Source organism: Thomasclavelia saccharogumia DSM 17460, assembly GCF_000686665.1.
GTDB lineage: Bacteria > Bacillota_I > Bacilli_A > Erysipelotrichales > Coprobacillaceae > Thomasclavelia > Thomasclavelia saccharogumia.
On the sequence record NZ_JMLH01000074.1, the window covers coordinates 1 to 13,568 of the forward strand.

The window sequence follows — 13,568 nt, forward strand, 5'->3', positions numbered from 1 at the left end:
TTATCAACTTTGATCTTACCATCAGTGACTGTAATATTTTCATCATAACCATCAAAAGATACTGATTTTAAATTAAAAACAGCCCCATCGATCAAATCTTTATTAGTGTTAGTTTTAGTAAGTTCTAAAGAACCGACTTTTAACCAGCTTACATTTAATTGTACAGATACAGGGTCTTCTATTCTTGACAACGTACCTTCTGATTGATAAGTTGAATTACCCCTAATAACAAGAGGAGCATATTTCAATAATCCTTTACCACTTAACTGTCCACTTGAATAATCATCTAATGCTTTCATTGGCGCACTCAAATAAAAAGTATCACCGCCATTTACAGTAACAGTTCCAACACTAACAGTTCCTTTTGTCACATTATGCAGTTCAACTCCATCCTGCAAAGGAATATATACAACTGCTGATTCATTAGTATTTAATGTGATATTTTCAGTACGCTGAATTCCACTTTCATAATAAGCAGTAAAAATCGGGTTTGCCTGACCATTAAAATAAAGCTCATTTGAAGGTACTGGCATAGACTGGATTTGATCATATCTCGTTTTTAAACCAACACCAATACTAGTCAAATAATCCCAGGTATTGCCACCATATAGATCACCGCTATATGCATAACTAGCCATGATATGTGTAAATAAATATTTTTCCTTATCTGTCGACACTGTATCATCTTTAAAAATATCAGCCGGTCCACCATAGCCATAATATAAAACTTTAAGCAACGCTTCATTATTATCGATTACATAAGATGCACTAAGATTCTCTGGCGGAGTATTTTTACTTGCTTCTAAACAGTATGCCAAACTTCCATTAACATAACACATTTTAGTTGACCAGTTACCAAGCCAGCTGGGATACATGATCTCTTCACCCCATGTAAAACTGGCTGTACCTCCATCAGCACTAACTGTACTTAAATTTGTGAATATAACACTAAAAATCATTGTCATAACAATGATCAGCTGTTTCCAATTTCGTATTATTTTTTTCATTTGTCTAACCTTTCATTTAATTTTCTTACAAATTAAATGCCCTTCTACTTAAAAAAAGCAACCTTCTTGTTGCCTTGTGATAAATATGAATTATTATATATTATTTAACATGGATCTCTACACCCAAACATTATTTTACTCCTCCTAAAAATAAAAAACACTTCAAAAATGAAGTGTTCTTCTACTAATATCCCATTATATATTTATACTCTTCGTAAGTTATATATCTTTTACTAACACCACTATATTCATAAGCGCCTTCTGGTAAATCAACTAAACTCTCTGACCATTTATCTTCATTTCCAACCCATGATTCATTCATCGTTCTAGAACCTATCTTATAAGACCATAAAACCTCTATATATTTTGTAGTCTTGTTTGTATTATCTGAATTTGTTCCAGTTGAAGTTCCGCCACTATTTCCAGAAGAATTTCCTGAACTATTACTTCCTCCAAAACTTGAATTACTACCACTTGATGAATTATTTGTATTTCCACTAGATGGTTTATTAGAACTATTACTACTATTTGAACTACTAGAACTTGATGAACCATTAGTAGTTGTATTTTGTTTTGGTTTTGTTGTTACAACTGTTTTTTTCTGCCCTGTAACTGGATCTGTTTGAACTTCACTAGTTATCTCTACATTTGAATCAGCTACAGATGCAACAACAATGACCTTAAATTCTTTTTCGGTTTTGTTTTTACTGGCATCTTCAATACTAACTTTTGCACTATACTCACCAGGTACATTTACATCAATCATAGCAGTATCAATCGTATAATCAGATAACTGTGCTAAATCAGTTGCCATCATTAATGATTTAAAATCATAAGTTGATAGATCAGTACCCTGGATTATTTCCACCCTTTCAGGAACTGTTAGTTCTGGAGCAACTGTATCTTTTACTTTAATCTTTACCGTTTTACTTTCTTTTTTATAAGTTAAAGTTATTTCATAGTTACCAGCTTTAGCATATCCTTTATCTTTTTCACTTGTCGAACCATCTTCATTAGTAATGATTTCAACTTCATTACTAATATTGGATTTAAGTTTTGTATTTTTTAAAATTTCTGTTTTTTTCTTACTGTCTACCTCATCAAAATTCAAATAATCTTTAGGATCAGTTGAAATCGCTTGACCATATTCAATAATTACTTCCTCTTTCTTTAATTTCAATGTTTCTTTTGGCTTAATTAATAAAAAAATCCCTATTGCCAATATTAAAATAATCAATATATAAACAATTACTTTAACTTCTTTAAACTTCATTATTTTCTTAAACATCATTTTTATTCCCCTCTTATATAAATTTTATTTAGAGAAAATAAAAATGTACCAGTCAGTGGTACATTTTTGCGACTACCGCACACTTAAATCTCTATATTTATGTTATCATTGTTTTTTATCCTTGTCAATTCTTCAAAATATCTATTAATCAAATCCTTATTTTTTTAATTTAAGAATTTTTTTAGATTTAAACAAATATATAACCATATTTTTACCAAAACAATAAAATATATGTATATTTTTTTTAAATCATCTATATTTTAATGAGACAAATTTGAGACAAATTTGAGATTTATGTGATAAAACTATATATTGCATAATATTTTTTAAAGCACTATAGGTAAATACATTAAAGTACCAATAATTCCTGTTCCAAAAATAATTAAAATCGCATTCATTTTATACCTTCTCAACAAAAATAACGCCCCCACAAATAAAACAAATTCTATAACTCTGAATTGATTTAAATGTATTGATGCCATATCTGAATTAAACAATCCTAATATTAAAATAGATAATCCGGCTGAAGCAACTAAAGCAACTACTGCAGGTCTCAAAGCCGATAATACTTTTTGAACACCGCTAAAATCGCGATATTTATAATAAAAATGTGCTAACAAAAGACAAATAAAAAATGATGGTATGATACATCCAAGTGTACATATAAGAGCACCAAGAGGTCCCGCTAAACGCGTTCCTACAAAAGTAGCTGAATTTATTGAAATTGGCCCAGGTGTCATTTCTGCAATAGTAATTAAATCTGTAAACTCTGCCATTGACATCAATGCCCGAACATTAACAATTTGATTTTGAATCAATGGTATAGCAGCATACCCGCCACCAACTGAAAATAGACCAACTTGGATAAAACTAATAAATAACTTTAACAATATCATTTAACATCATCCCCTCCAACATTCTTTTCTTTTTTTACTAATTCATAACATAAATCAATTATCCCGATCCCTAAACAAACAAGAATAATCAACATAGCACTAATATCTAATACAACTGCACAAAAAAATGAAATTATCATTAAAGATATATATATAAATCTTTTTGTTGCACAGACATTTTTAGCTAAATTTAAAACTACATCAAAAATTACTGCTGCAACTCCAGCTCTCATAACTTGCAATGCAATAGCAATGATAACATTTGATCTAAACTGTTTATAAAAAATCGCGATAATGGATATAATAACCATTGGTGGTATTATAGTCCCTAAAACTGCTGTTAATGACCCAATTATTCCTTTAATTCTATAACCTATAATTACCGAAGCATTAACCGGTATTGGTCCTGGTGAAGATTGAGCAATAGCTGTAACATCCAACATCTCATCTTCCTGCAACCAATTTAATTTCTCAACAAATTCTTTTTTCATCAGTGATACAATAACAAATCCTCCACCAAATGTACAAGCACTCAACATAAACATTGAACAAAATAGCTGCCACAAAGTTGAACGATCACTTTTATTATTCATTAGATTACCTCCTCTTTCCAAGAACATGCTATCACTAGTTATTAATAATTACAAATTATGATATATTATACTATATAACAAATATTTATATATAAGGAGAGATGCTATGTTAGATCATAAGATTGAAACTTTTTTAACTGTTGTAAAATATAAAAGTTATACTAAAACCGCTGAAATTTTACATATGACACAACCTGCTGTAACCCAACATATTCATAAACTAGAAATATATTATAATTGTAAACTGGTTGATAGCAGTCAACACACAATTAAAATTACAAGTGCTGGTAAAAGACTATATACATATTTAAGTTTACAGCAAGCTAACGAAAAACATTTTTTTCATCTTTTAAAAAATACTGTTAGACCTTTATGTATTGGAGCTTCTTTATCAATTGCCGATTATTACCTGCCGCAAGTTTTAATAAAAAATTTATTAATAGACAAAGATCGTATTCGTATTACAGTTGAAAACACAACAAATCTTTTAAAAAAATTACAAAATGGTGATATTGACTGTGCATTTGTTGAAGGAATATTTGATACAGCTTTCTTTGAAACAAAACTATATAAAAATGAATCATTTATTCCCATTGTTGCTTCTACACATCCACTTGCCAACAAAGAAGTTACCCTACAACAACTACAAGATTATCCCCTTATTTTAAGAGAACCAGATTCAGGAACAAGAGAAATTCTTGAAAAATGGTTATCGCAAAGAAACGTCAGTCCACAATCATTTCAAACAGTTATTGAGATTGGTAGTATTTTATTAATAAAAAAATTAATTTCACAATCTTCAGCCGTAACTTTTTTATATGAAGGAGTGGTAAAAAAAGAATTAAGCAATGGAAAATTAGCACATGTTAAAATAAAAGATTATCAGTTGCAACACCCACTTTATTTTATATATCGAAAAGGTGATCCAAAATATTATATTTATGAAAAAATATTTCAATCTCTTACTTAAATTTTCTTCAATAAAATCTATTTTTAGATCAAATCTATTCAATTGTCTTAATTATTATTGAAAAAATATTAATTTTTAAACATTTAATTACTATTTAAAACAATTCATTTTCATCTATTATTTTAATAAATAAACAAAAAGATAGGATTGATAATTATCAATCCTATTTCTGTATCCTCTTAAATTAAACTTTTACTTTAGTACGGTATTATTAAAGTCATCAAAATTAACTTTCTTTTCTTTTTAAATATACATAACCACCAGCAGTTAACATCATTAAACTAACAAATCCACTCATTATCATATCATCACCAGTCGCTACTGATGGTGTTTTCTCTGGTAACGAATCTACAGTTGTATCAACAACAGCTTTAATAGTTATATCTTTAGCCACCTCTTTAGTTACGTTATTGTAACTATATTCAGCTTTTATCGTTTGTCTTCCTAATTTATTTGTATCAATTCCTTCAATCACAGCATTTTTAGTAACATCACTTTGGAATTGTTTACCATCAGCAGTTGTAAAACTTGCTACAACTTTTGGTTCAACTTTAGCACCTTGAACATATTCTTCATTAATACTTAATTCAAGACTATCAAGATTTGATAATTGAATTGAATCTGATAATTCAATACTTGAATTCAAACAAAACTCGGTTGCTTGAGCAACTGCAGCAACTTGTTGAGCCAATGACTCTTGTCTACTAACAGGACAACTAGCATTATCTAAAATAGTAATTGCTTCACTATTAGTTTTATATGCTTCTAATTGGAAAACTGTTTCAAAAATTGCAACAGCTCTTTGAATATGAGAAGCTGATGAAATCATTGCAATTGATTTTACTTCTGGTCTTTCTTTTAATAATGCAAATGTATTAGTAGCATTACCAACAGTGGTTGGAGCTTTATTTTCAACAATGATACGATTTTCATCAACACCATGTTCAATTAACCAGGCCGCCATTTCTTCCCCCTCAGTTTTAGTTGGATCAGCAGGAGAAGTTCCACCACCTGTTACAGCAATATATGCATTAGGATATTTTTGAGCACTTGCCAATGTAACATTTAACCGATCAATCAATTCTGGCTGCATTTCACCTGTTTCCTGATTTAATTGAAATCCTAAAGTTACAATACATAAACTATTATCGTTTGGTAATCCATCAGGTAATACATCTTTGTTAATTGGCATTGTTGTATCAGCATATATCCAGCGTTCAATAATATTACTGTATGCCTGCCCCAAGTTTGGATTTAATTCTTTTAATTCTGATAAACATCTTTCGATATCAATATCAGCATTAATAGCAGAGGCTGACCATCCATTATCTGAATTAAAATCACCTTCTGTATATTTATAGTAGTATGTTAAAATTTGGCTTATCAAATCTTGTTCAGCAACTGTTGCAGTATTCGCTGCTGAAATATTTGACGTCACAGAAAACAACATAACAAATGAAATACAGACTGCTAAAACACTTTTCAATACTTTTTTCATTTTCCCAATCCTTTCTCATATAAATAATCATTACCGTACCATAATTTAAGTAAAATATTTAACTTATATAATTATTCTAATAAGCATCTTTATATTTGTCAATTCTTATCGTCTATATCAAAAGTTATACTTTTAATCTTTAATATTTATACTATACATAGATTCTATTATTTCTTATAAATTCCTAGTTATCTGACTAATCTTGAATTTAATCACTATAATAATACTTTCTTTTTTATAAAAATGCAAAAAAGCGATGAAATCAATCCCCATCGCTTCCGCATATACTTTTAATATCTAAATGGTGCGGGTGACAGGAATCTAGCTTTTCATTTTACTCCACCCATTATTTATATCCTCGTTCTCTAACTTGACTATATTATACCATTGTGTAGAACGATACACAACACTATTTTTAACTTTTTTCTTCTTTATTATACATTTTTACATGAAATTTATCAAATTGAATTTTAACTTACTTACTTTTAAAGACCAGCTGCTTAAATGAGTCTATGAATTCTTGCTCCTGCTGATTCGGATTTTCAATATTATCTAATTTTTCTAAAAAATCTACAACTATTGCACCTAGCCTAATATCTGCTTCATCATAGATATTTGATAATCTATTTATTTTCTTTATACCATTTTGTTGTGCATTAGGAAAAAGATGTGCATAACGATTTAATGTCTGATTCCTATCCCTATGCCCTAATCGCTCGCTAATCACCATAACATTCTCATTAATACTTATCCATAACGAAGCACTACTATGCCTAAAATCATGAATTCTAATCTGTTTTACCATTGCATCATTGCAATACTTGTTCTTTTTTTCTCGATCGTAGTATCAGCGAGCGGCTTATCTATACCAAATACATATTCATTCATGCTAAAGTCAAAATGCATTCTTCGATCTAAATAATAACTATAAAGCTCATCTTCCAATTCTTTATTCATCAGTATGTGCCTATTCATCTTATTTTTAGGCTTGTTTACAATATGCGTACCATCATCATTTATACGTTCTAATGACCGGGTTATTGCAATAACATGTCTATTAAAATCAATCTGCTTCCATATCAGTGCCTTTGCCTCGCTCTTTCGACAACCTGTATAATATAAGAATTTATAAAATCTTCTATACACTGGTTCGTCTACTGCTCTTATAAATTTCTTAAACTCATCATATGTCCAAAATAACATTTCTTCAGTTGGTGAATTATCAACCATCCTTTTTACATTATTAAGTGGATTATTTTCCATCAACTCCTCAGCAACAAAATATTCAATAATATTGTATAGAATAGATCTTATTTTATTTGTATTCTTAATTGTTTGTCCCCTGTCCAACATCCAGTTTTGCCAATCAATAATTACTTTTTTGTCAATGTTTTTAATCTCCAAATTTTCAAAAAAAGGTAATATATGTATGTCAATCTTTTGTCTATATGTCTTCAAAGTATAATTTCTAACTGTACCTTTTTTGCTATAGTAATATGGTTCTATCATTTCTTTGAATAATAAGTCTTTCATCATAAACTCCCCCATTAAGAATAATATCAATTAATCGATTTTGTTATCTTTGAATTTAAATAACTTTTACAAAAAAACTGCGAACAGCAGTTTCAGTATAAATTATCTTCCTATTTCAAAAACTTTTATTGTATAGCATAATCATGCTCATTTCCACCTCCTTTTTTGCATGAACATGTTAACATTTATCAAAAATCTAATCACATAATTTTTTTAAAGTATTATCTAATACAGGAATTATGTATAACCTCATTCATCTCAATTTTTCCTTCAAGCCATTTTATGGCCATTTTTCTATCTTTTATTGTTTCTATATTTGGTAAACCAGCATCGCCATATAAAAAGTCGTAACAAACATAAAGCTGTTCTTCCATGTCATAATACATAAAGCTATCTCCAAATTTTTCATTAATTTTTTTATAGTAATCTCTATCTTCCAATTTTGCTGAATCAAACCGATTAATATAATCTATAAATTCTTTACTTGATACTTCAAAATCTTTTGTTTTATCATAGTCATATTGATTTTTATCCATATTTTGAATATTTGACAATATTGCTTCTTTATACTCCTCTTTAGACATAGGTTCAACAGTTTGATCCATTTCATACAATAGCCCATCTAATTCTTCTAAACGATTGCACGCATCTAAAAAAGCACGCTTATATCTTTCTATATGGTTATATTTAAATTCTTCAGAATTTAGCAACTCCAATTCTTTGCTTTTCAGTGCTAACTCCTTTTCTTTCAATTCATTAGCCCTCAGAAGTTCCTTCGATATTTCTGTTAATGTGGTTTCCATAATTTCTGCAAACATAATGTCTTTAACCGTTTCAAACAACGCCATTCTTCCTACCTCCTCATATTATGAAAAACTGACTTGAAACCCTTCACCTGTTGGATTCACTGAAAATCCTTTTACTTTACCACTACTAAAAATCTCTTCAGCATAGGAATTCGCTTGATTATACACATCTATACTATTACCTGCAAAAAATTTATCAAATTGTGAAGGAATATTTTCTTGTCCTGACTTTGAATTATTTGAATCATTAGATTTATTAGTAGGAACATTATTTTCTGTATTACTATTTGTAGATTTTTCAGTAACTTTTAGCTTTTCATTTATATTGATACTCATCTCTGCCGAAACATGATTACCTGCTTTATCTTTTACACTATAAGTAACAACATGATTACCAGGCTTAGAAGTATCAATTTGATTATAATCAACTTTTTGTACAAGATTTCCATCTATATTGTCCTCTGCTTTTTCAATATAGTCTTTAAGATTAATATTTTGACCATACTCTAATGTTAAATTTGTTTTATTTAAAACTAAAACTGGTTCAATATCATCAATAACTTTCACAATTAACCTCTTTTTTATGGATTTTACTTCATTAGAAAGTTTATAAATAACCGTATATTCCCCAGGTGTTTCAAAATTTGTATTCTTTGGGAGCGTTAAATCATACCTTTTATCATACTCTTTTATATAATCACTAGGATTAAAAGATTTTGACATCCCTATTTCAACTTTATCCGCTTTTAAAGTCAGGTTAATATCTTCAAAGTACAATGATATATAATCCCTGTTAATATATACAACTGCCGTCAGTGAAAAAAGCACTAAAACAAAACCCACAATTAAAATTGTGAGTTTTGTTTTTTGTTTATTAATTTTAATTCTTTCATCCTCATAAACACCTTGCATTTCAAATAAATGTTCACGCAAAGATCTCATTGACTCAGCTGGTATATCAGGGTCAGATATTGAAGATGGATCTACATCATATTTTAAGCATAAATAAATTTCTTCCATCTGAAGATAATCTAAATTTGTATTAGCCAACCACTCAAGATTTAATCCTTCTTTTTCTGCCTTTCGTAAAACATTCATTTGTAACGGAGAAAAAGCAAGATGTTTCAAATCTTCTAACTTAGTCATCATTAAACCACTCCATCTTCTAAACCTGGTAATTTTTCTTTCTTTTCTTCTTGAGTGTCCCCATGACTATAGTTGCTATCAGGCTTATCCGTATTTTTTTCTTGCTTATCATCATCTACATGATTATTTGATGACAACTTATAGTTATTAATATTATTAACAAACTGTATAAAATCCAAATCCGATAAACTGTCAATGTGCGCCTTAATCTCATTCCATAAATCAAATTCGACAGGCTCTGGTCTCTGACAACGTGCAATAATCAGTCTAAATGCTTCATTCAATAGCTGATCATCAAACTCTTCAAATGAAATTATATTTTTCTTTTTACCATCTAACTTTTCCAACTCTTCCTTTAATAGATTATTATCTTTGTTTAGCTGCTCAATTTGTCTCTCTTTTTCTGATAGATTATTAACAATATTTTTGCTATTTGCAGTTGTTCCTATTCCAACATTTTTTCTATTTCTTTCTGGTATAGATGTAAAATCAAAATCCAATACCGCATTAATAATCATCGAATAATTGAAAATTGCTGTATCTTCAAGAATATTATTATTCCATACAGTATCACAAAAACTGCATCTTATATACTTGTCTTTAAATCTACATTCTAAAAAGTTAGAGCCATCAAAAACAGTCTTAAAAAAAGTCGCATTAAAAAGACATTTTTTAAAATTAGAATTCCAAAATTCAATTGATAAATCGTTAATATAATTATCAGTTTCTTTATCGTTTTCAAATACGCATTCGATAAACTCACATTTTACAAATTTATTATTTTTTAATTCCTCAATAACAATCGTTTCATGCTTATATATCTTATTTTCAATAGTTTCTACTTCAACCAGCACAACTTCATCTGATTTTAAAATTGTTTCTATACTGCTAACCTCTTTTTGTTCACTAGCCAATACTCCTTTGACAGTCGAATAATTAGGCTTGCTCTTATCTGTATCAATTTCTATGTCATAATAATTTGAAAGCGGAAATGTACTCTCATCCAACGTACTTTCTTCAACTCTGCTTCTAATAAATAAGCACCCAGAAAATATACTTCCAATAAAATTAGATCTTATAATCTCAAAGTCATCAAAATTACAATTAATAAATTTAATATTTGCTACATCACAATCTATAAATTTAACTCCCTTGAAAAAACAATTAATAAATACTGTCTCTTCACATTCAAATTTTCTGAAATTAATGTATTCAAAATAACTATTCTTGACCGCAAATCTTTTTCTATCTTTCCCTACAATTATGCGGTCAGCAAATGTTCTTGACTCACACTCAAAATCACTTGCATTAGTTTCTTTATCTTCACATAGATTTAATTGTTCCAGGTTTAGAGTCATATAATTATTATATCTTATATTATATTCTTCTCTAATTTTTTTAGCTTGTTCTTTTTCATCCCAGCTCATTTTTATTTACTCCTTAACTTCTTACTATTCTATCAAATTTATCTGCTTTACCATGTCTTTTTAGATATTCATATTCAATGTTAAATAATTCTACATCTGGCTTTTCAACTATAGGTAAATTCAAATAAAACTTACTCTTATCAAAAAACACGTATTTATCATACGGCAGTAACCTAGTGTAGTAAGGATTCTTATGTCTCTGTCTAAGAAACAAAATTTCTCCCATTTTAAAATCCTTAAGACGTTCCGGTGTAAAAATACGTTGATCTTCATATTTTCTCATATCCTTATTCCAAACACGTTCACTGCCTGCCTTTTTAGATATTTCTTCAACCGTGCTATCAGAACCAGATAGTAGATAAATTGTATTTGTAAAATTACCTTTAAGTGTTTCCGCCATTTTTCCATAATGTTTTTCCAGTTGTTCTAGTCCTTGAATAATTGCTGTTAGTCTAATACCACGTGATCTAGCAGCTGTCAACATTGCATCAACATCAGGTAATGCTGGCATATTACCAAATTCATCTAAAATCAAATTAATAGGTACTTTTAATCTTAGATTAATTTCATCCCTCGCAGTACGTACCAGCACTTCATATAGTTGTTTGATAAACAGTGTAACCAAAGGATAGTATGTTTTCTTTTCATCATGGACAATCAAGAAAATAGCAGTCTTTTCATTACCAATTTGACGAAAATCAAAGTCGCTATGACTTGTTATTCTTTGGATATCTTCATTAGCTGTCAAAATACTCAGCTTGTTGTTAAACTGAGATTCAAATCCAGTCGATGTATCTCCACTTGATCCTACATACCCCTCCAGATAATTTACACTGTAGTCAGTTATACTTCTTTCCGAATTAAGAAAAGCTTTCAGTATTGTTTTAGAATTTCTTATACCTGGTAGCTGTTTCTTTCCAATTTCAATAATTTTTTTGAATGAAGTCGCATTCATGTACTCCACCTTACCCTCTTCGCACATTAGAGCACCGCAACCAACAAGCATATCCCTAGCTGTTTCAGTCCAGATTGGATCTTTAGGGTTTTCCTCTAAACAAATTGTATTGCAGGCATCTCTTAATAAGTCCATTGCTTTTGAATGATTTGGCTTGGGTTTTCTTAATTTATTTTCAATTTCTTTTGTATCTAGCCCAAGCAATTCATACTCTAATATTCCATTTTTATTTTTAATTTTCCATTCTTCATATTTTTTTATATATATTTCATCTGCTTTTTTCCATTCATCAAATGCAAGTTTAAACGGATTCCAGCAGTTGCTGAATTCAGGATCAACAAAATTTATTACAACAGTCTTGAACCCTTTATCTTTAAATTTCTGCAAAGTATGTTTTGCGAGCTCTCCCTTAGGATCATTCACGACTACACTTTCTCCACACATAGCACACAACTCTAAATATTCATTTACAAAAGTCCATGTCTTTCCTGATCCAGTAGTACCTATAACTAAATTATGAACATCACCCGGATCAACATAAATACATTTCCTATTTCCTGTAATTGGAAATCCAGCACGTACATAACATTTCTTATCACCAATATTCCAACATTGAGCAGGAATCAATACCTTTTGTGTATTATTTAAAATAGGCATATCCTTTGTGGTGTTATTTATTTTATTGATAATTGGTGTCATTTTGATTTTTAATGCTTGTTTTGACATTCTATGTTCAACCAGTCCAGTTTTATTAAAATCAACTCTTAGTAAAGATTTCTTTACATCTCTTGTTTTATCAATTTTAGCGTATTTAAGCTGTTCATTTTTTGTAAGACGTCTTTTTTTGACATCATCTCTAAAAAATATTCCGTAAATAATTTCAAACCATACTAAAAACGCAAAAAAAGATAATAATAAAAAAAGCCTGTTACCATCCAAGAATAACAAACTATAATCAAAAATATATTTAAAATCAAAATCCTTTAATACAAATAACTTAATTAACTGCATACCTATAAAATCAACAACTACTTTGGTTAATACAAATGAAATAATGCTAACGACTATTTTTTTCATTAAACTCCCTCCCCTCTTGTTCATTAAGTGTTAAACCGCAAATTCTCTACAAAAAAAATAATACAAAAACTGCAAATAAAAAAAACAAACGGATTAAGAAAGATGCCGTTTCAAACTGCACTGCATCAACCTTAATCTGTTTTTTATTTGCAGAATAGTGTATGATATCTATCGATCAATATTATGAAAGGAAAAAGAAAAGAAACAGCCCGTTAAAGCTTCTCACCCTCTAACACTGTCCCTTTTCAATCGTCAGTTGATACTGATGATACAAATTATATGATACAGGATTTTATACTCAATATCAAGTCATTTGAGTTTCGTTATTTTGCATGTTTTTCAAGTGCCTTTTTAAAAATGATTAATATT

Annotated in this window: 12 protein-coding genes; 1 reads left to right on the top strand and 11 read right to left on the bottom strand. The window is 29.3% G+C overall.

The window, feature by feature from the left end; all coding sequences use genetic code 11:
* The 4 genes from BR82_RS0112625 to BR82_RS0112640 all read right to left on the bottom strand — a co-directional run.
* Positions 1-1,007 (bottom strand): thioester domain-containing protein (locus BR82_RS0112625; protein ID WP_027090477.1); only part of this gene is annotated, 1,007 nt, incomplete at its 3' end.
* 184 nt (positions 1,008-1,191) lie between these two features.
* Positions 1,192-2,295: a hypothetical protein gene (locus tag BR82_RS0112630; RefSeq protein ID WP_240474561.1), complete on the bottom strand. Its 1,104-nt coding sequence runs from the start codon at positions 2,293-2,295 to the stop codon at positions 1,192-1,194.
* A gap of 329 nt (positions 2,296-2,624) precedes the next feature.
* Positions 2,625-3,194: a chromate transporter gene (locus tag BR82_RS0112635; protein WP_027090479.1), complete on the bottom strand. Its 570-nt coding sequence runs from the start codon at positions 3,192-3,194 to the stop codon at positions 2,625-2,627.
* Positions 3,191-3,787 (bottom strand): chromate transporter, encoded by a 597-nt coding sequence (locus BR82_RS0112640; protein WP_027090480.1) that lies wholly within the window; start codon positions 3,785-3,787, stop codon positions 3,191-3,193. The genes BR82_RS0112635 and BR82_RS0112640 overlap by 4 nt, the downstream gene beginning before the upstream one ends.
* A gap of 106 nt (positions 3,788-3,893) precedes the next feature.
* Here BR82_RS0112640 and BR82_RS0112645 point away from each other — a divergent pair, with 106 nt between their 5' ends.
* Positions 3,894-4,757 (top strand): LysR family transcriptional regulator, encoded by an 864-nt coding sequence (locus BR82_RS0112645; RefSeq protein ID WP_027090481.1) that lies wholly within the window; start codon positions 3,894-3,896, stop codon positions 4,755-4,757.
* A gap of 226 nt (positions 4,758-4,983) precedes the next feature.
* On the opposite strand, the gene BR82_RS16455 is transcribed toward BR82_RS0112645, so the two are convergent.
* The 7 genes from BR82_RS16455 to BR82_RS0112680 all read right to left on the bottom strand — a co-directional run bounded on the left by BR82_RS16455 (position 4,984) and on the right by BR82_RS0112680 (position 13,199).
* Positions 4,984-6,255, bottom strand: a complete 1,272-nt coding sequence (locus BR82_RS16455) for a YdcF family protein (RefSeq protein WP_027090482.1) — start codon at positions 6,253-6,255, stop codon at positions 4,984-4,986.
* A gap of 475 nt (positions 6,256-6,730) precedes the next feature.
* Entirely contained in the window at positions 6,731-7,060 is a 330-nt protein-coding gene (locus BR82_RS0112655; protein WP_027090483.1) for a site-specific integrase, read from the bottom strand.
* Positions 7,054-7,788 (bottom strand): tyrosine-type recombinase/integrase, encoded by a 735-nt coding sequence (locus tag BR82_RS0112660; RefSeq protein WP_161635138.1) that lies wholly within the window; start codon positions 7,786-7,788, stop codon positions 7,054-7,056. The genes BR82_RS0112655 and BR82_RS0112660 overlap by 7 nt, the downstream gene beginning before the upstream one ends.
* A gap of 221 nt (positions 7,789-8,009) precedes the next feature.
* Positions 8,010-8,636 carry a hypothetical protein gene (locus tag BR82_RS0112665; protein WP_027090485.1) on the bottom strand — a complete coding sequence of 209 codons (627 nt, stop codon included), beginning with the start codon at positions 8,634-8,636 and terminating at the stop codon, positions 8,010-8,012.
* An 18-nt stretch (positions 8,637-8,654) separates the two neighbouring features.
* On the bottom strand, positions 8,655-9,740 hold the full coding sequence (locus BR82_RS0112670) for an immunoglobulin-like domain-containing protein (RefSeq protein ID WP_161635139.1): 1,086 nt from the start codon (positions 9,738-9,740) through the stop codon (positions 8,655-8,657).
* Between the two features lie 2 nt (positions 9,741-9,742).
* A complete protein-coding gene (locus BR82_RS0112675) occupies positions 9,743-11,167 on the bottom strand; it encodes a pentapeptide repeat-containing protein (RefSeq protein ID WP_027090487.1) in 1,425 nt (474 codons plus the stop codon).
* A gap of 13 nt (positions 11,168-11,180) precedes the next feature.
* Entirely contained in the window at positions 11,181-13,199 is a 2,019-nt protein-coding gene (locus BR82_RS0112680) for a type IV secretory system conjugative DNA transfer family protein (protein WP_027090488.1), read from the bottom strand.
* Positions 13,200-13,568 lie beyond the last annotated feature (369 nt).

What these genes read in the sequence shown, in the direction of transcription:
- BR82_RS0112635 (WP_027090479.1), bottom strand. Translation starts at nt 3,194, where the DNA reads ATGATATTGTTAAAGTTATTTATTAGTTTTATCCAAGTTGGTCTATTT.
- BR82_RS0112670 (WP_161635139.1), bottom strand. Translation starts at nt 9,740, where the DNA reads ATGACTAAGTTAGAAGATTTGAAACATCTTGCTTTTTCTCCGTTACAA.
- BR82_RS0112640 (WP_027090480.1), bottom strand. Translation starts at nt 3,787, where the DNA reads ATGAATAATAAAAGTGATCGTTCAACTTTGTGGCAGCTATTTTGTTCA.
- BR82_RS0112655 (WP_027090483.1), bottom strand. Translation starts at nt 7,060, where the DNA reads ATGGTAAAACAGATTAGAATTCATGATTTTAGGCATAGTAGTGCTTCG.
- BR82_RS0112665 (WP_027090485.1), bottom strand. Translation starts at nt 8,636, where the DNA reads ATGGCGTTGTTTGAAACGGTTAAAGACATTATGTTTGCAGAAATTATG.
- BR82_RS0112660 (WP_161635138.1), bottom strand. Translation starts at nt 7,788, where the DNA reads ATGAAAGACTTATTATTCAAAGAAATGATAGAACCATATTACTATAGC.
- BR82_RS0112680 (WP_027090488.1), bottom strand. Translation starts at nt 13,199, where the DNA reads ATGAAAAAAATAGTCGTTAGCATTATTTCATTTGTATTAACCAAAGTA.
- BR82_RS0112675 (WP_027090487.1), bottom strand. Translation starts at nt 11,167, where the DNA reads ATGAGCTGGGATGAAAAAGAACAAGCTAAAAAAATTAGAGAAGAATAT.
- BR82_RS16455 (WP_027090482.1), bottom strand. Translation starts at nt 6,255, where the DNA reads ATGAAAAAAGTATTGAAAAGTGTTTTAGCAGTCTGTATTTCATTTGTT.
- BR82_RS0112645 (WP_027090481.1), top strand. Translation starts at nt 3,894, where the DNA reads ATGTTAGATCATAAGATTGAAACTTTTTTAACTGTTGTAAAATATAAA.
- BR82_RS0112630 (WP_240474561.1), bottom strand. Translation starts at nt 2,295, where the DNA reads ATGTTTAAGAAAATAATGAAGTTTAAAGAAGTTAAAGTAATTGTTTAT.